Origin of the sequence: Streptomyces sp. NRRL F-5135, from assembly GCF_000719775.1 — a bacterium.
Classification (GTDB): Bacteria; Actinomycetota; Actinomycetes; order Streptomycetales; family Streptomycetaceae; genus Streptomyces; species Streptomyces hebeiensis.
In genome coordinates this window covers 1-17,311 of the sequence record NZ_JOHR01000018.1, presented here as the reverse complement: position 1 = coordinate 17,311, position 17,311 = coordinate 1, and the positions used below count along the sequence as shown (strand labels likewise).

At 72.9% G+C, this 17,311-nt stretch carries 15 protein-coding genes; 13 read left to right on the top strand and 2 right to left on the bottom strand.

Annotation, left to right across the window (positions count from 1 at the left end):
• Positions 1 to 5: 5 nt before the first annotated feature.
• Complete coding sequence (locus IG02_RS0127880; RefSeq protein WP_051765821.1) at positions 6 to 1,244, top strand: MDR family MFS transporter; 1,239 nt, start codon at positions 6 to 8, stop codon at positions 1,242 to 1,244.
• Positions 1,245 to 1,347: 103 nt separating this feature from the next.
• Here the strand turns inward: IG02_RS0127880 and IG02_RS0127875 are convergent, their stop codons facing one another.
• Both IG02_RS0127875 and IG02_RS0127870 read right to left on the bottom strand, forming a co-directional pair.
• Positions 1,348 to 1,749 carry a hypothetical protein gene (locus tag IG02_RS0127875; protein ID WP_030753938.1) on the bottom strand — a complete coding sequence of 134 codons (402 nt, stop codon included), beginning with the start codon at positions 1,747 to 1,749 and terminating at the stop codon, positions 1,348 to 1,350.
• A gap of 108 nt (positions 1,750 to 1,857) precedes the next feature.
• Positions 1,858 to 2,322 carry a MarR family winged helix-turn-helix transcriptional regulator gene (locus tag IG02_RS0127870; RefSeq protein ID WP_037804472.1) on the bottom strand — a complete coding sequence of 155 codons (465 nt, stop codon included), beginning with the start codon at positions 2,320 to 2,322 and terminating at the stop codon, positions 1,858 to 1,860.
• Between the two features lie 75 nt (positions 2,323 to 2,397).
• Between IG02_RS0127870 and IG02_RS0127865 the strand changes: the two genes are divergently transcribed.
• The 12 genes from IG02_RS0127865 (at position 2,398) to prmC (ending at position 17,256) form a co-directional block, all read left to right on the top strand.
• Positions 2,398 to 3,354, top strand: a complete 957-nt coding sequence (locus IG02_RS0127865; protein ID WP_030753933.1) for an alpha/beta fold hydrolase — start codon at positions 2,398 to 2,400, stop codon at positions 3,352 to 3,354.
• Between the two features lie 104 nt (positions 3,355 to 3,458).
• A complete protein-coding gene (locus tag IG02_RS37030) occupies positions 3,459 to 3,989 on the top strand; it encodes a response regulator (protein ID WP_107055717.1) in 531 nt (176 codons plus the stop codon).
• A 55-nt stretch (positions 3,990 to 4,044) separates the two neighbouring features.
• Positions 4,045 to 5,079, top strand: coding sequence for an ArgS-related anticodon-binding protein NrtL (gene nrtL / locus IG02_RS0127855; RefSeq protein ID WP_030753928.1), 1,035 nt, complete (start codon positions 4,045 to 4,047; stop codon positions 5,077 to 5,079).
• 172 nt (positions 5,080 to 5,251) lie between these two features.
• Positions 5,252 to 6,652, top strand: coding sequence for a diaminopimelate decarboxylase (lysA, locus tag IG02_RS0127850; RefSeq protein ID WP_030753925.1), 1,401 nt, complete (start codon positions 5,252 to 5,254; stop codon positions 6,650 to 6,652).
• 147 nt (positions 6,653 to 6,799) lie between these two features.
• Entirely contained in the window at positions 6,800 to 8,089 is a 1,290-nt protein-coding gene (locus IG02_RS0127845) for a homoserine dehydrogenase (RefSeq protein WP_030753922.1), read from the top strand.
• A 7-nt stretch (positions 8,090 to 8,096) separates the two neighbouring features.
• The gene (gene thrC / locus IG02_RS0127840; protein ID WP_030753919.1) at positions 8,097 to 9,167 is read left to right on the top strand and encodes a threonine synthase; all 1,071 of its coding nucleotides are present in this window, start codon (positions 8,097 to 8,099) and stop codon (positions 9,165 to 9,167) included.
• 606 nt (positions 9,168 to 9,773) lie between these two features.
• A complete protein-coding gene (thrB, locus tag IG02_RS0127835; RefSeq protein WP_030753916.1) occupies positions 9,774 to 10,691 on the top strand; it encodes a homoserine kinase in 918 nt (305 codons plus the stop codon).
• Between the two features lie 388 nt (positions 10,692 to 11,079).
• Complete coding sequence (gene rho, locus IG02_RS0127830) at positions 11,080 to 13,119, top strand: transcription termination factor Rho (protein ID WP_030753913.1); 2,040 nt, start codon at positions 11,080 to 11,082, stop codon at positions 13,117 to 13,119.
• 393 nt (positions 13,120 to 13,512) lie between these two features.
• The gene (locus IG02_RS0127825; protein ID WP_030753910.1) at positions 13,513 to 14,613 is read left to right on the top strand and encodes an LCP family protein; all 1,101 of its coding nucleotides are present in this window, start codon (positions 13,513 to 13,515) and stop codon (positions 14,611 to 14,613) included.
• Between the two features lie 149 nt (positions 14,614 to 14,762).
• The gene (rpmE, locus tag IG02_RS0127820; protein WP_030753907.1) at positions 14,763 to 14,987 is read left to right on the top strand and encodes a 50S ribosomal protein L31; all 225 of its coding nucleotides are present in this window, start codon (positions 14,763 to 14,765) and stop codon (positions 14,985 to 14,987) included.
• A 118-nt stretch (positions 14,988 to 15,105) separates the two neighbouring features.
• Positions 15,106 to 16,185 (top strand): peptide chain release factor 1, encoded by a 1,080-nt coding sequence (prfA, locus tag IG02_RS0127815; protein ID WP_030753904.1) that lies wholly within the window; start codon positions 15,106 to 15,108, stop codon positions 16,183 to 16,185.
• Positions 16,186 to 16,416: 231 nt separating this feature from the next.
• On the top strand, positions 16,417 to 17,256 hold the full coding sequence (prmC, locus tag IG02_RS0127810) for a peptide chain release factor N(5)-glutamine methyltransferase (RefSeq protein WP_199814100.1): 840 nt from the start codon (positions 16,417 to 16,419) through the stop codon (positions 17,254 to 17,256).
• Positions 17,257 to 17,311: the final 55 nt, after the last annotated feature.

Here is a 17,311-nt window from a genome sequence, read left to right as displayed (position 1 = left end):
GAGGAGTGCGTACCGCGCCCACCTGGCGCACGTGGCGGAGCCTGTCCCCGCTGCCGCGCCTGCTGATCCTCACTCAGCTCGCCTTCAATCTCGCCTTCTTCGCCGTCCTGCCCTTCCTCGCCGAACACCTGGGCACGGCGATAGGCATGGCCGGCTGGCTGGTCGGGCTGGTGCTCGGCCTGCGTACGTTCAGCCAGCAGGGCCTGTTCGTGGTCGGCGGCGCGCTGACCGACCGGTACGGCGTACGGCCGGTGGTCCTCACCGGCTGCGCCCTGCGCGTCGCCGGTTTCGTCTGGCTCGGCCACGCGGAGCGGACCTGGGCGGTCATCGGCGCGGTACTGCTGATCGGCTTCGCGGCGGCGCTCTTCTCGCCGGCCGTGGAGTCGGAGGTCGCCCGGCAGGCGGTGGCCAGGGAGGAGGCGGGCGAAGGCCCAAGGACCGAGGTCCTGGCCCTGCTCACGGTGGCGGGACAGGCCGGCGCGTTCGCCGGGCCGCTGCTGGGCGGGCTGCTGCTCGCCCTGGACTTCCGTACGGTCTGCCTGGCCGGGGCCGCGGTCTTCGTGCTCGTCCTGGCCGGACACTGGCGGCTGCTGCCCCAGCACATCCCGGGCCGTGTCCGGGTCCGGCCCGGCGGCCTGCGGCTCATGCTCGGCAACCGCCGGTTCCTCGCGCTCTGCCTGGCGTACGGCACGTACCTCCTCGCGTACAACCAGCTCTACCTCGCCCTCCCCGCCGAGGTGGGGCGCGCGGCGGGCTCCCAGGCGCCGCTGTCCTGGCTGTTCGCGCTCTCGTCGCTGCTGGTGGTCACCGCGCAGTTGCCGGTCACCCGCCGGGCCGGCCGGCTCGGCCCGCGCCGCTCGATGGCCGCGGGGCTGCTGCTCATCGCCGTGGGCTTCGCCGTCGTGGCGGCGGCCCGGCCGGCCGGCTGGACGGGAGGGGCGGGCCTGCTGCCCGGGGCGGGCTTCGTCGTCCTGCTCACGCTCGGCCAGATGCTGGTCGCCCCGGCCGCCCGGGCCTGGGTCCCCGACCTCGCCGAACCCGGCCGACTCGGCCTCTACACGGGCGCGATGTCGTCCGTCTCGGGCCTGATGGTCCTGCTCGGCAGCTCGGCGACCGGCACCCTCCTCGACGCCGGCCTCCCGGTGGCGGTGCCCTGGCTGGTCCTCGCGGCGATCCCGGTGGCGGCGGTGGCGGTGCTGCCACGCCGTCCGGACCGGGCGGCAGACGAGGACCGGGCCGCGTGACGCCCTGCCACGCCGGCACGGGCGGGGCCGGCCGTGGAGCGGCCGCGGACGTCCCGGCACCCGTCGGCGCACGGGTCTGTGCGCCGGGGGCCCCGCGCACCGGTCACACCGCGTCGCCCGCGCGCGACATCCGCAGCGCCAGCTCCCGGAGCAACTGCTCCGACGTGATGTCCGTACGGCCGCTGTCGTGGGCCTCCGCGAGTTCCGCGAAGACGTAGGTGAACGCCCCGATCAGCCGCATCACCGCGGGCAGCGCCGCCTCGGTCACCGCGTGGGCGGCCTCCAGCGCGGTGGCCTCCTCCCGCACCGGGACGGACGGGAAGACCTCGGCGAGCAGCGCGGCGATCTGGCCCGTGCCCGGGTCGTCGCCGAGCGGGTCGCCGCCGCTCCGGCCGTCGCCGAGCGGCCCGTCGCCACCCGCGTCACCGGCCTCCGCCTGCCGACGCCATTGCGCGGACCGGGTCAGGATGCCGATGGCCCTGAGGACGACCTCGTTCTGTTCCATGGGACCGAGACTAGGGCGAGCGGGGGTGTGCGTCGCCGCCGAGGAGCCGGAGAGGAGCCGGTGCGGGCCGTGCCCGCGTCCTCCGGGGCCGCCGCCCGCGTCGCGTCGTCACTCCGCTGGACGGTCCGTGGCACCGGCGGCCTCGAACACATCCCGTGCTCCCGTCAGGAAGCGGCGGATCACGGCACGTTCCGCCGCGTCGAAATCGCTCAGCTGCTCCGTCAACCGGTCGAGCAGCGGGCCGAAGAAGCCGCGTCCCAGCCGCATCGCCTCCGGAGTGACCCGCAGCAGGACGCGCCGGCGGTCGTCGGCGTCGCGCACGCGGGCCACGTACCCCAGGCGCTCCAGCCGGTCGATGACGGCGGTGGTACCGGCCGAGTTGAGGGCGATCCGGGCGCCCAGCAGGCCGGCGGTGGCGGGTTCGCCGGCGCGGGCGGCGTCCAGGAGACAGATCAGGGCCCGGACGTCGGTGGGGTGCATGCCATGGGCGGCCGCGAACTCGCTCTGGCGCAGGCCGAAAGCGACGGTCACCGCGCGCAGCAGATGGACGAGTTCTTCCCGGTTGTCGTTCACTGGCCTCCGCCTCCGTCACACACCTAAACTCTCTCGTTGTGCGAGATTATCGCTCAACGAGAGAACGGGGCGAGCATGACCACGGTGCGCGACTCTTTCCGGGACGCCTACGACGCCGTGCTCCAGGAGTGGCCCGGGCCTGTCGCAGCCACCGAGCTGAGCACCCCCTACGGCCTCACCCGGGTCAACAGCACCGGGCCCGCCGACGCGCCGCCGTTCGTCCTGCTGCCCGGTGGCAGGGCGACGTCCACGGTGTGGGGTGCCTGTGCCGCCGGGCTCGGGCGGAACCACCGGGTGCACGCGGTGGACCTGATGGGCGACCCCGGGCTGAGCGTGCCGGCCGGGGGACGGCGGATGCGGTCGGTGGCCGACCTCGTCGCCTGGCTGGACGCCGTGCTCGACGGGCTCGACAGGTCCACCGGGCCCGCCGGACCGGTCGAGCTCGCCGGGCATTCGTACGGCGCCTGGATCGCCGCCCACTACGCCGTCCACGCGCCGCGGCGGCTGCGCCGGCTGGTGCTGCTGGATCCGACCCAGGTCTTCGCGGGGTTCCGCCCCGGTTACGTGCTCCGGGCCCTGCCCATGCTGGCGCGCCCCACGCCACGGCGCATCCGTACCTTCCTGACCTGGGAGTCGGGCGGTGCCTTCGAAGGGGCAGCGCCCGAAGGGGCCGTCCACGAAGGAGCCGTCCACCGAGGAGGCGTCCGCGAAGACGGCGGGCTCGACGTGGCCTGGCTGCGGCTCCAGGAGGCGTCCGCCGGCTTCCCCGCCGTACGGCCCGTCACCGGACCCCGGCCCGACACCGCGCGACTCGACGGCACCGGAGTGCCCGTGCTCGCGCTGTTCGCCGGGCGTGCCCGGTGCCACGACGCGGTCCGGGTGGCGCGCGCCGCCGCGGCGGCCCTGCCCGGCGCGCTGGTCGACGTGGTGCCCGGGGCCTCGCACCACACACTGCCGCTGACGGCCGCGGACGAGATCGCGCGGCTCATGACATCGCGTCCTGGCTCACGGCCGGCGGACGGGCCGTCATGAACGGCCGGCACCAATGAGGCCACACCGGGCCCGACCATGGGGCCGTGTCGGTGGAAGTGGGGAAAACCCGGACGCGGCACGGGAGTCGGACCTACTCTCGAGTTGTGTCCGGCGCGTCGGGGCGGGTGCTCGTTGTCGACGACAACAGAGTCATCCGACAGCTGATCAGGGTCAATCTCGAACTTGAGGGCTTCGAGGTCGTGACCGCGGCCGACGGTGCCGAATGCCTGGACGTGGTGCACCGGGTGCGGCCCGACGCCGTGACGCTCGATGTCGTGATGCCCCGCATGGACGGGCTGGCCACCGCGGCCCGGCTGCGCGCCGACCCGCGGACCAGCGCGGTGCCGCTGGCGATCGTCAGCGCGTGTACGCAGCACGAGACGGAGGCCGGTCTCGCCGCCGGGGTGGACGCCTTCCTCGCCAAGCCCTTCGAGCCGTCCGAGCTGGTCAGGCTCGTACGGCGGCTGATCCGCCGGGAGTGGCCCGAGCGGGCGGAGACGCCGGGGAGGCCGGGCGGTGGGGAGCGGCAGGGGAGCCCGGGCAGGCCGGAGAATCCGGCGCGGCCGACGCCCCTGGAGGGCCGGCCGGGCGCCGGCCGGACAGCGGGCAGCGCGGGCGGCCGGCCTCTCATGTGACCGCATGGCGAAACCGGTTCGCCGGACCACCCCCCTCCTCCCATACGCTGGTCCCGTGACCCCCGCCGAGCTGTCCCGCACCGTGCTGCACGCCGTCTCCCGCGCGGTCGAGGACGATGCCCTCCCGGGGCCTGTGCCCGAACGTGTCGTGGTCGAACGGCCGCGGCCCGGCGGCACCGGGGACTACGCCAGCAATGTCGCCCTGCGCATGGCCGGATCCGCCGGACGCACGGCCCGTGAGGTCGCCGAGATACTGCGCGCCGAGATCGTGCGCGCCGGGACCCTGCACCCCCGCGTCGCGCGGGTCGAGGTGACCGGTCCTGGGTTCCTGAACTTCACCCTGGCCCACGACGGCCATGCCGATCTGGTGCGTACCGTCCTCGCGGCCGGTACGCGCTACGGGCACGGCGACGCGCTGGCGGGGACGACGGCCGTCTTCGCCCCGGCCGGCGAGTTGCGCGCCGACGTGTGGACCGAGACCGTCGTCCTGTTGCTGCGCTCGCAGGGCGCCACCGCGGTCGTCCACCCGGGCGGCGACGAGGTCACCCGGGTCGTGCCCGCGCGCCCCGGTGACGACCTGGCCGTCGGCGGACTCTTCGACCGGCTCGGGCCCGACGCCGCCCGGTGGGCACTGCTGCGGCCCGCCGCACACGACCGTCCGTACGGCGGCGACGGGAACGACGGCCTGCTCGTCCAGCGCGAGAGCAACCCCCTCTTCCGCGTGCGCTACGCCTACGCCCGCACCCGCGCCCTCGCACGTAACGCCGACCGGCTCGGCATCGCTCCCCGCTACGCGGCCCACACCACCTCCCACGACCCCGCCGCGGCCCCCCTCCTCACCGCCCTGGGCGACCACCCCGCCGTCCTGGAGGCCGCGGCCCGGCTGCGCGCACCCGACCGGCTCGCCCGCCACCTCGAACACACGGCGGACGCGTTCCTGCGCTTCCAGGAGAGCAGCCGGCCGCTGCCCCTCGGGGACGAGAAACCCTCGGCCGCCCACGGCTCCCGGCTGGCGCTCGCCGACGCCGCAGGGACCGTGCTGGCCGGCGGCCTGTCCCTGCTCGGCATCGACGCCCCCGAACACCTCTGAGCCGCACCCGGCACCTCCGATCCGCTCCCGGACGCCGGGGCCCCGGACCCCCGCACCCCACCGGGGCCCGGGCCCCCCGGAACACCGCGGAGACACCGACGGGACACCGCCGGGACCGGAACACCGCCGAGCGGCGCGGACAAAGCACGAGAGAGCACGAGAGAGCAACGAGATGAGCCGTTCCGCACACCCCGCAGGACCCCGGCACGCCGATATCCACCCCGAGGGCCACTACACCGCCCCGGCCGAGGACCTGAACGCGCTGGACGAGAAGGTCTGGTCGCGCACGGTCCGCCGGGCCGACGACAGCGCCGGTGTCGTGTCCGTCGCCGGCATCGAGGTGACCCGGCTGGCCGAGGAGTTCGGCACCCCCGCCTACTTCCTGGACGAGGCCGACTTCCGCGCCCGCTGCCGCGCCTGGGCCGAGGCCTTCGGCCCGGACGCGGACGTGTACTACGCGGGCAAGGCGTTCCTGTCCCGCGCGATCGTGCGCTGGCTGACGGAGGAGGGGCTCAACCTCGACGTGTGTTCCGGTGGCGAGCTGACCACCGCGCTGGCCGCCGGGATGCCCGCCGAGCGCATCGCCTTCCACGGCAACAACAAGTCCGCCGCCGAGATCGAGCGGGCCGTCTCCGCCGGCGTCGGCCGGATCGTGCTGGACTCGTTCGAGGAGATCGTGCGGGTCGCGCACACCGCGCGGCGCCTCGGCCGCCGCCAGCCCGTGCAGATCCGGGTCACCGTGGGCGTCGAGGCGCACACGCACGAGTTCATCGCCACCGCCCACGAGGACCAGAAGTTCGGCATCGCGCTGGCCGGCGGCCAGGCCGCCGAGGCCGTCCGGCGGGCCCTCGGCCTGGACGGGATCGAGCTGACCGGCATCCACTCGCACATCGGCTCGCAGATCTTCGACATGGCGGGCTTCGAGGTCTCCGCCCGCCGGGTCGTCCAGCTCCTCGCCGAGGTGCGCGACGAGCACGGCGTCGAGCTGCCGGAGATCGACCTGGGCGGCGGCCTCGGCATCGCGTACACCTCCGAGGACGACCCGCGCGAACCGCACGAGATCGCGAAGGCCCTCCGCGACATCGTCACCCGTGAGTGTGAGTCCGCCGGACTCGCCACCCCCCGTATCTCGGTCGAGCCCGGCCGCGCGATCGTCGGCCCCACGGCCTTCACGCTGTACGAGGTCGGCACGGTCAAGCCGCTCGAGGGGCTGCGGACGTATGTCAGTGTGGACGGCGGCATGTCCGACAACATCCGCACGGCCCTGTACGACGCCGAGTACAGCGTGGCGCTCGTCTCCCGCCGGTCCGACGCCGAGCCGATGCTCACCCGCGTCGTCGGCAAGCACTGCGAGAGCGGTGACATCGTCGTACGGGACGCGTTCCTGCCCGCCGACCTCGCGCCCGGTGACCTGGTCGCCGTGCCCGCCACCGGCGCGTACTGCCGTTCGATGGCGAGCAACTACAACCACGCGCTGCGGCCGCCCGTCGTCGCCGTGCGGGACGGTGTGGCCCGGGTGATCGTCCGGCGGGAGACGGAGGAAGATCTTCTGCGACTGGATGTCGGAGACTGAAATACACGTCTCGCAATCTGGACGGAGGGCAGAAACTCCCGTTCGGTGCGTGAGACTGGATCGCGACACGACGATCGCGACATGACGACGGCCGCCAACGACGGCCGCGAACGACGGCTGTGTGGGATGAAAGGCGTGGATCGGATGATGCGTACGCGTCCGCTGAAGGTGGCCCTGCTGGGCTGTGGCGTGGTCGGCTCCGAGGTGGCGCGCATCATGACGACGCAGGCGGACGATCTCGCCGCGCGGATAGGCGCCCCGGTCGAACTGGCCGGAGTCGCCGTCCGCCGTCCCGACAAGGTGCGCGAGGGAATCGACCCGGCGCTCGTCACCACCGACGCCACCGCCCTCGTCAAACGCGGCGACATAGACGTGGTCGTCGAGGTCATCGGCGGCATCGAGCCCGCCCGTACGCTCATCACCACCGCGTTCGAACACGGCGCGTCGGTCGTCTCCGCCAACAAGGCGCTGCTCGCCGAGGACGGCACGACCCTCTACGCGGCGGCCGAGCGGCACGGCCAGGACCTCTACTTCGAGGCGGCCGTCGCGGGCGCCATCCCGCTGGTCCGGCCGCTGCGCGAATCCCTCGCCGGCGACTCGGTCAACCGGGTCCTCGGGATCGTCAACGGCACGACCAACTTCATCCTCGACCGGATGGACACGCTCGGCTCCGGCTACTCCGAGGCGCTGGACGAGGCCACCGCGCTCGGCTACGCGGAGGCCGACCCGACCGCCGACGTCGAGGGCTTCGACGCCGCCGCCAAGGCCGCCATCCTGGCCGGGATCGCCTTCCACACCCGGGTGGGCCTGGACGACGTGCACCGCGAGGGCATCACGGAGATCACCACCGCCGACCTGGCCTCCGCGCAGCGCATGGGCTGCACCGTCAAGCTGCTGGCGATCTGCGAGCGGGCCGCCGACGGCCGGTCCGTCACCGCGCGCGTCCACCCGGCGATGATCCCCCTCAGCCACCCGCTGGCGTCCGTGCGCGAGGCGTACAACGCGGTGTTCGTGGAGGCCGCGGCGGCCGGGCAGCTGATGTTCTACGGACCCGGCGCGGGCGGCGCGCCGACGGCCTCCGCCGTGCTCGGCGATCTCGTCGCCGTCTGCCGCAACAAGGTCGCCGGAGCCGTCGGGCCCGGCGAGTCCGCGTACACCCAGCTGCCCGTGAGCCCCATGGGCGAGGTGGTGACGCGGTACCACATCTCGCTCGACGTGGCCGACAAGCCGGGCGTGCTCGCCCAGGTGGCGACGGTCTTCGCCGAGCACGGCGTGTCGATCGACACGGTCCGTCAGACGGGTAAGGACGGCGAGGCGTCCCTCGTCGTCGTCACCCACCGCGCGCTGGACTCGGCCCTCTCCGGGACCGTCGAAGCGCTGCGCGGGCTCGACACCGTGCGCGGTGTCGCGAGCATCATGCGTGTTGAAGGGGAGTAAGGGACCCATGACCAGCATTGGCACCCACCAGTGGCGGGGCATCATCGAGGAGTACCGGGACCGCCTCCCGGTGACGGACACGACGCCGGTCGTCACGCTCCGCGAGGGCGGCACGCCGTTGGTGCCCGCGCAGGTGCTGTCCGAGCGCACGGGCTGTGAGGTGCATCTCAAGGTCGAGGGCGCCAACCCGACCGGCTCGTTCAAGGACCGTGGCATGACCATGGCCATCACCCGGGCCAAGGAGGAGGGCGCGCAGGCCGTCATCTGCGCCTCCACCGGCAACACCTCGGCCTCGGCGGCGGCGTACGCCGTACGGGCCGGGATGGTCTGCGCCGTCCTCGTCCCCCAGGGCAAGATCGCGCTGGGCAAGATGGGCCAGGCGCTGGTCCACGGCGCGCGGATCCTCCAGGTCGACGGCAACTTCGACGACTGCCTCACGCTGGCGCGGTCGCTGGCCGACAACTACCCGGTGGCGCTGGTCAATTCGGTCAATCCGGTCCGTATCGAGGGGCAGAAGACGGCCGCCTTCGAGATCGTGGACGCGCTGGGCGACGCGCCGGACATCCATGTCCTGCCCGTCGGGAACGCCGGCAACATCACCGCGTACTGGAAGGGTTACACCGAATACGCGGCGGACGGCGTGGCCGGCCGCACCCCGCGCATGTGGGGCTACCAGGCGTCCGGCTCGGCGCCGATCGTGCGCGGCGAGGTCGTCAAGGACCCGCGCACCGTCGCGACCGCGATCCGGATCGGCAACCCGGCGTCCTGGAGCCACGCGCTGGCGGCACGGGACGAATCGGGCGGTTTCATCGACGAGGTGACGGACCGGCAGATCCTGTCCGCCTACCGGCTGTTGGCCGCGCGGGAAGGCGTCTTCGTGGAGCCGGCCTCGGCGGCGTCCGTCGCGGGCCTGCTGAAGGCGGCCGAGGAGGGCAAGGTCGACCCCGGCCAGCGCATCGTCTGCACGGTCACCGGAAACGGCCTCAAGGACCCGGACTGGGCGGTCGCGGGCGCCCCGCAGCCGATCACGGTCCCGGTCGACGCGGTGGCGGCGGCGGAACGCCTCGGCCTGGGGTGACATAACTCACGTCACGCGGGTCACATGCGCCTCGACGGCCGCGGGGCGTCGTGCGACCGGCCGGCAGCGGCACGGCGTGCGCCGCGCGGCCCCCGAGCCCGTTCCGCGTCGACGGACCGGCCCGGCGAGGCTCGTCCGGATCTACCCGATGCTGTCCGGATCCGCCCGCCAGCAGGGCGTACGGCCGGGTCCTCGTCCTCTCCGTCCGCCGGGGCGCTCCGGCGGAGCGCCCCGGCGGCGGACAGGGCGTCAACAGCCGGGTCCCTGGCCCGTTCAGGGCCGGGGCGGCGCCGGTCCGGCGGCTGCCCCGCCTGATTCCCCCCGGCCCGAGCGAGCGGGGTACGGGAGCGGACGGGCCGGAAAGGTCGGACGACGGGACTCGGCGCACGCCAGGAGTGCGACACGCATCGTGCGCCTCCTGTGCGCCCTATGTCGCCATGCATCCATCCTTAGATAGGCTGTACCTAACCCGCCCGCCGCATATGCCGCGGTGTTGTTGCCTCCCGTGGCCCTCGGGTGTCCCGTACATCGTCGGACAACCCGCGGTCACCACGTCTCGCGGTACGCAGTCCCCACCACGCAGCCACAAGGAGAGTCGTCGAAGCGATGGCCGGTCCCGCCTTCCGTGCCGCCGCCGTACGGGTGCGCACCCCCGCCACCAGCGCAAATCTCGGTCCGGGCTTCGATGCCTTCGGACTGTCGCTGGGGCTCTACGACGACGTGGTCGTCCGCGTCGCCGATTCCGGCCTGCACGTCGACATCGCGGGTGAGGGCGCCGACACGCTCCCCCGTGACGAGTCCCACCTGCTCGTACGTTCCCTGCGCACGGCCTTCGAGCTCCTCGGCGGCCAGCCCCGTGGCCTCGAGGTCGTCTGCGCCAACCGCATCCCGCACGGCCGCGGCCTGGGCTCCTCCTCCGCCGCGATCTGCGCCGGGATCGTCGCCGCCCGCGCCGTGACCATAGGCGGCGACGCCCGGCTGGACGACGCGGCGCTGCTGGAGCTGGCCACGGAGATCGAGGGCCATCCCGACAACGTCGCGGCCTGTCTGCTCGGCGGTTTCACGCTGGCCTGGACGGACGGCGGAGCGGCGCGCGCGATCAGGATGGATCCGGCCGAGTGCATCGTTCCGGTGGTTTTCGTGCCGGGGAGCCCGGTCCTCACGGAGACCGCCCGCGGCCTGCTGCCGCGTACGGTCCCGCACGTGGACGCGGCGGCCAACGCCGGCCGTGCCGCCCTGCTCGTCGAGGCGCTGACCAGGCGCCCCGAACTGCTGCTGCCGGCCACCGAGGACCGTATCCACCAGGACTACCGCTCCCCGGCGATGCCCGAGAGCGTCGCGCTGGTGAGCAGGCTGCGCGCGGACGGCGTACCCGCGGTGGTCTCCGGCGCCGGCCCCACGGTCCTGGCGCTGGTCGAGGACGGTGCGGCCGACAAGGTCGCACGGCTGGCGGGCGAGGGATGGGCGGCCAACCGGCTCACCCTCGACGACGCCGGCGCGAGCGTTCTGCCGCTCGGCTCGTAGCCCCAGGAGATTGCCGGTCAGGGAGAGGGGGAATGTTTGTTGGAGCCGGTAGTGTTAACCTCAAGTCTGCAACCGCCGTCATCGCGACGCGGTGCTTCGTGTCCCGATTCGGGACCACCCTTCTTCCGGGAGCCTCCTCAACTGCCTGCGCAGCCTGCCTGAGCAGTTTTGAGCACGCACCGGAACCGGCACGACACCCCCCGTTCTGTCCCAGCGGAGGGCCGAGCAGGGGGATCTCGGGCCGGAACCCATGGCACGTACGCATATTTCTCCGCCGTACCCGGCGGGACCACCGCCCCGGCACGGTCCACAAGATGGGATCGCCGTCGGACAGCACAACCGGTCGCCGAGCCAGAAGGCCGACGTCCGCTCCAGGGAAGGACCCTTCGTGAGCGACACCACCGATCTGATGGGCGTGACTGCCGACAGCAACGTCGACAATTCCGCGCCCGCCGCAGGTGCTGCCACTGGCACCACCGCACGGCGCCGCCGCTCCGGCACCGGCCTCGAGGGCATGGTCCTGGCCGAGCTTCAGCAGGTCGCGTCCGGCCTCGGGATCAGGGGCACCGCGCGGATGCGCAAGAGCCAGCTGATCGAGGTCATCAAGGAGGCCCAGGCCGGAGCCTCCGCCGCGCCGAAGAGCGAGGCGACCGGCGGCTCCGAGGACGGCGCCGCCAAGCCGAAGCGGCGCGCAACCTCCAAGGCCCGTACGGGTGAAGCCGCCGAGAAGAAGGCCGGCGAGCAACAGGTCACGGAGCAGGAGCAGCAGGCCACCGCACAGCAGCAGATCGACATCCCCGGTCAGCCGGCCAGCGACGACCAGCCCACGGGCGAGCGCCGCCGCCGTCGGGCCACCGCCCAGGCGGGCAGCCCCGAGTCCAAGGCCGAGGGTCGCGCCGAGGCCGCCGGTGACGTCAAGGTCGAGGCGCAGCCCGACACCAAGGCCGAGTCCGCCGTGGCCGCCCCCGAGCGGGGCGACGGCGAGGGCCGGCGCGGCGACCGCCAGGACCGCGGCCAGCGGGGCGAGCGCGACGGCCAGGGCGGCCGGGACCGCGGCGAGCGCAGGGACCGGCAGCGCGGCCGGGGCAAGGGCGACGACCAGCAGGGCGGCCAGCAGCAGGGCGGCGGCCGGCAGGGCGGTCGCGGGCAGCAGAACGCGCAGGACGACTTCGACGAGGACGGCGGCGGCCGGCGCGGCCGGCGCGGCCGTTACCGCGACCGCCGCGGGCGCCGCGGCCGTGACGAGTTCGGCCCCGAGCCGCAGGTCGCCGAGGACGATGTGCTGATCCCCGTCGCGGGCATCCTCGACATCCTCGACAACTACGCGTTCATCCGCACCTCCGGTTACCTGCCGGGCCCGAACGACGTCTACGTCTCCCTCGCCCAGGTCCGCAAGAACGGCCTGCGCAAGGGTGACCACGTCACCGGCGCCGTGCGCCAGCCCAAGGAGGGCGAGCGCCGCGAGAAGTTCAACGCGCTGGTGCGGCTGGACTCCGTCAACGGGATGGCGCCCGAAAGCGGCCGCGGCCGCCCGGAGTTCCAGAAGCTGACCCCGCTCTACCCGCAGGAACGGCTCCGGCTGGAGACCGACCCGGGCGTGCTGACCACGCGGATCATCGACCTGGTCGCCCCGATCGGCAAGGGCCAGCGCGGTCTGATCGTGGCCCCGCCCAAGACCGGCAAGACCATGATCCTTCAGTCCATCGCCAACGCGATCACGGTCAACAGCCCCGAGTGCCACCTGATGGTCGTCCTCGTCGACGAGCGGCCGGAAGAGGTCACCGACATGCAGCGGTCGGTCAAGGGCGAGGTCATCTCCTCGACCTTCGACCGCCCGGCCGAGGACCACACGACGGTCGCCGAACTGGCCATCGAGCGCGCCAAGCGCCTGGTGGAGCTGGGCCACGACGTGGTCGTCCTGCTGGACTCCATCACCCGCCTGGGCCGTGCGTACAACCTGGCGGCCCCGGCCTCCGGGCGCATCCTGTCCGGTGGTGTCGACTCGACCGCGCTGTACCCGCCCAAGCGTTTCTTCGGCGCCGCGCGCAACATCGAGGACGGCGGCTCGCTGACCATCCTGGCCACCGCGCTCGTCGAGACCGGCTCGCGCATGGACGAGGTGATCTTCGAGGAGTTTAAGGGCACCGGCAACATGGAGCTCAGGCTCGACCGGAAGCTCTCGGACAAGCGCATCTTCCCGGCGGTGGACGTGGACGCGTCCAGCACCCGCAAGGAGGAGATCCTGCTCGCCGGCGATGAGCTGGCCATCGTCTGGAAGCTGCGCAGGGTACTGCACGCGCTCGACCAGCAGCAGGCGATCGAGCTGCTGCTGGACAAGATGAAGCAGACGAAGTCGAACGCGGAGTTCCTGCTCCAGATCCAGAAGACGACGCCCGGCGTCGGCAACGGGAACAACGGCAACGACTGAGGCGGGGCTGTCGCCGTACGGTGCGTACGGCGACAGCGGAACCCGCACCCGAACCGCCCCGGCGCAGCGCGCGCCGGGGCGGTTCGTCGTACCCGCGGCCCTTAAGGGTCCCTTATGCGCCCCTACGTTGTCGTTTGCCCCCCGCCGAGACCTTTGCCACAGGCCGAGGACGGCCGCGGGGGCGCCACTGAGCGGTCCGTGCGGACAAAAGCGCAGGTGAGGACGGAAACGGCCGCCAGCGGCCGGACAGCGCCGCGCACGCGGACGCTCAGGAGCCGTTCAGGGTGCTGTGCCACGCTGCCTGATGCTTCACTGTCTGTACACGAGGTGACGGAGCCCGCCTCACCACCACGACAGGAGGCAGCCGGACCGGACCACGGACTGAGGGAGACCATGAGCCAGCGGATCAGCGGCCGAATAAACGGCGGCGGCAAGCGCCGCAGGACGCCCAGCAGGCGCCGACGTGTGACAACCGTCGCGGCCTGGTCGGTGGCGGGCCTGATACTCGTCGGCGGATCCGGGCTCGGTTACGTCTACGCCAAGCTCGACGGCAACCTGAAGGGCATCGACATCAACGCCCAGCTCGGCGGGGACCGCCCGGCGGACGCCGACAACGGCTCCCAGGACATCCTGGTCCTCGGCTCGGACTCACGCGCCGGCGCGAACGCCCGGTACGGCCAGGACGGCGGCGGCGCCCGCTCCGACACGGCGATGGTCGTGCACGTCTACAAGGGCCACAAGAAGGCCAGCGTCGTCTCCGTACCGCGCGACACCCTGATCGACCGGCCCGCCTGCACGGACGCGGACGGCAGGACCGTGCCGGGACAGCGGGAGGCCATGTTCAACACGGCGTACGAGGTCGGCGGCCCGGCCTGCGCGGTGAAGACCGTCGAGTCCATGTCCGGCATCCGGATGGACCACTACATCGAGGTCGACTTCACCGGCTTCAAGAAGCTCGTCACGCAGCTCGGCGGTGTGAAGATCACCACCACGCGGGCCATCGACGACCCCAACAGCCACCTGAAGCTCGCCCCCGGCACCCACACGCTCGACGGCGAGCAGGCCCTCGGGCTGGTACGGACCCGCCACGGCGTCGGCGACGGCAGCGACCTCGGCCGGATCCAGCTCCAGCAGGCGTTCGTCAAGGCGCTGATGGACCAGGTCAGGAACGTCGGCGTATTCAGCAACCCCAAGAAGCTCTACGACCTCGCGAACACCGCCACCACCGCCGTCACCCCCGATTCCCAGCTCGACTCGGTCGACAAGCTGGTGGGCTTCGCGGGCGGCCTCAAGGACCTCGGGCCCCATGACGTCCAGATGGTCACGATGCCGGTGCGCTACGACCCGAACGACCCCAACCGAGTGCTGCCGCTCGACGCGGCGTCCCAGCGGGTCTGGTCGGCCCTGCGCGCCGACCGGCCGGTTCCGGCCTCGGCCGTCAAGAACTCGGCCGGTGACAAGGGCAGCGCGAGCCAGGTGGTGAAGGAGCGCTGAGGACGGCGCGCGCCGGGTGGAATATCTCCGGGCGTCCCCCCGTTTTGGGAGATACGGCCGGTCCTGGCAGACTGGTACGTCGGTCCCGGTTCACGTACGCGCAACACGGCGCGTGCGACCCGGAGCCCTCCCGGAACTAGGAGAATCCCTTGAAGCGCGACATCCACCCCGCGTACGTCGAGACCCAGGTCAGCTGCACCTGCGGCGCGTCGTTCACCACCCGGAGCACCATCGAGAGCGGCACCATCCGCGCCGACCTGTGCTCCGAGTGCCACCCGTTCTACACGGGCAAGCAGAAGATCCTCGACACCGGTGGCCGCGTGGCCCGCTTCGAGGCCCGCTTCGGCAAGGCCGCCGGCTCCGGCAAGAAGTAGCGAGCCGCCCGCGCCGGTCCTCGGTGCCCCGTTCTCCGGGGCGCCGAGACCGGCGCTTTGGCGTGGTCGTGGGAAATACTCCCTCCGCAGCACCTTCGTACGAACCCAGGAGCCCCCGATGTTCGAGGCGGTCGAGGAACTGGTCGGTGAACACGCCGACCTGGAGCGCAGGCTCGCCGATCCGTCGGTCCACGCCGACCAGGCGCACGCGCGCAAGCTCAACAAGCGGTACGCGGAGCTGACGCCGATCGTCGCCACGTACCGCTCCTGGCGGCAGGTGGGCGACGACATCGGGACGGCCCGCGAGTTCGCCGCCGCCGACCCCGACTTCGCGGCCGAGGTCAAGACGCTGGAGAAGGAGCGCGAGGAGCTGACCGAGAAGCTCCGCCTGCTGCTCGTCCCGCGCGACCCGAGCGACGACAAGGACGTGATCCTGGAGGTCAAGGCGGGCGCGGGCGGCGACGAGTCCGCCCTGTTCGCCGGTGACCTGCTGCGCATGTACCTGCGCTACGCCGAGCGCGTCGGCTGGAAGACCGAGATCATCGACGCGACGGAGTCCGAGCTGGGCGGCTACAAGGACGTCCAGGTCGCGGTGAAGACCAAGGGCGGCAACGGCGCCACGGAGCCGGGGCAGGGCGTCTGGGCGCGGCTGAAGTACGAGGGCGGGGTGCACCGCGTGCAGCGCGTGCCCGCCACCGAGTCGCAGGGCCGCATCCACACCTCCGCCGCCGGGGTCCTGGTGACCCCCGAGGCCGAGGAGATCGACGTCGAGATCAACCCGAACGACCTGCGGATCGACGTCTACCGCTCGTCGGGGCCCGGCGGCCAGTCCGTCAACACCACCGACTCCGCCGTCCGCATCACGCACCTGCCGACCGGCGTCGTCGCCTCCTGCCAGAACGAGAAGAGCCAGCTCCAGAACAAGGAGCAGGCCCTGCGCATCCTGCGCTCGCGGCTCCTCGCGGCGGCGCAGGAAGAGGCGGAGCGGTCGGCCGCCGACGCCCGGCGCAGCCAGGTCCGCACCGTCGACCGGTCCGAGAAGATCCGCACGTACAACTTCCCGGAGAACCGCATCTCGGACCACCGCGTCGGCTTCAAGTCCTACAACCTGGACCAGGTGCTCGACGGGGACCTGGACGCGGTGATCCAGGCGTGCGTCGACGCCGACTCCGCCGCGAAGCTCGCCGCGGCGCAGTGAGCGGCGGCGGTACGGTACGGAGCCGCCCGGACCACCGGCCTCACCGGGGCCACGTGGACCGCTCCGCACCCTCCCCGGTCCACCGGCACCACCCGTAGCATCCGCAGCGCAAGCAGCACCCGCACATCCCACACTCGCCGTCACTCGCAGTCCGGAGGAACCAGCGTGCAGCCACATTCCGGTGGGCACAGCGACCTTCAGCGGCTCCGCCGAGGCACCGTCCCCCGCAGCCTGCTGCTCGCCGAGGTGGCCCAGGCCACCCAGCGGCTGGCCGACGCGGGCGTGCCCTCACCGCGCTTCGACGCGGAGGAGCTCGCCGCGTACGTGCACGGCGTCAAGCGGGGCGAGCTGCACACCGTCGAGGACGGCGACTTCGACGCCCGGTACTGGGAGGCGGTCGCCCGCCGCGAGGCCCGCGAGCCGCTCCAGCACATCACCGGGCGGGCCTTCTTCCGCTATCTGGAGCTCCAGGTGGGGCCCGGCGTGTTCGTACCGCGCCCGGAGACCGAGTCGGTCGTCGGCTGGGCCATAGACGCCGTACGGGCCATGGACGTCGTCGAGCCGCTGATCGTGGACCTGTGCGCCGGCTCGGGCGCGATCGCGCTCGCCATGGCCCAGGAGGTGCCGCGCTCGCGCGTGCACGCGGTGGAACTGTCCGAGGACGCGCTCCGGTGGACGCGGAAGAACGCCGAGGGATCCCGGGTCACCGTGCACCAGGGCGACGCACTGAGCGCGCTGCCGGAGTTCGACGGCCAGGTCGACCTGGTGATCTCCAACCCGCCGTACATCCCGCTCACCGAGTGGGAGTACGTGGCGCCCGAGGCCCGTGACCACGACCCGGAGATGGCGCTCTTCTCCGGGGAGGACGGCCTCGACACGATCCGCGGCATCGAGCGCACCGCGCACCGGCTGCTCCGGCCGGGCGGACTGGTGGTGATCGAGCACGCGGACACGCAGGGCGGACAGGTGCCGTGGATCTTCAACGAGGAGTCCGGCTGGGCGGACGCGGCCGACCACCCGGACCTGAACAAGCGCCCCCGTTTCGCGACCGCGCGCAAGGCCACGCCGTGAGCGCCGCCCCCGCGGCCCCGGGCCCGCCCTTCCCCCGCCGCCCCCTGTCCACCCC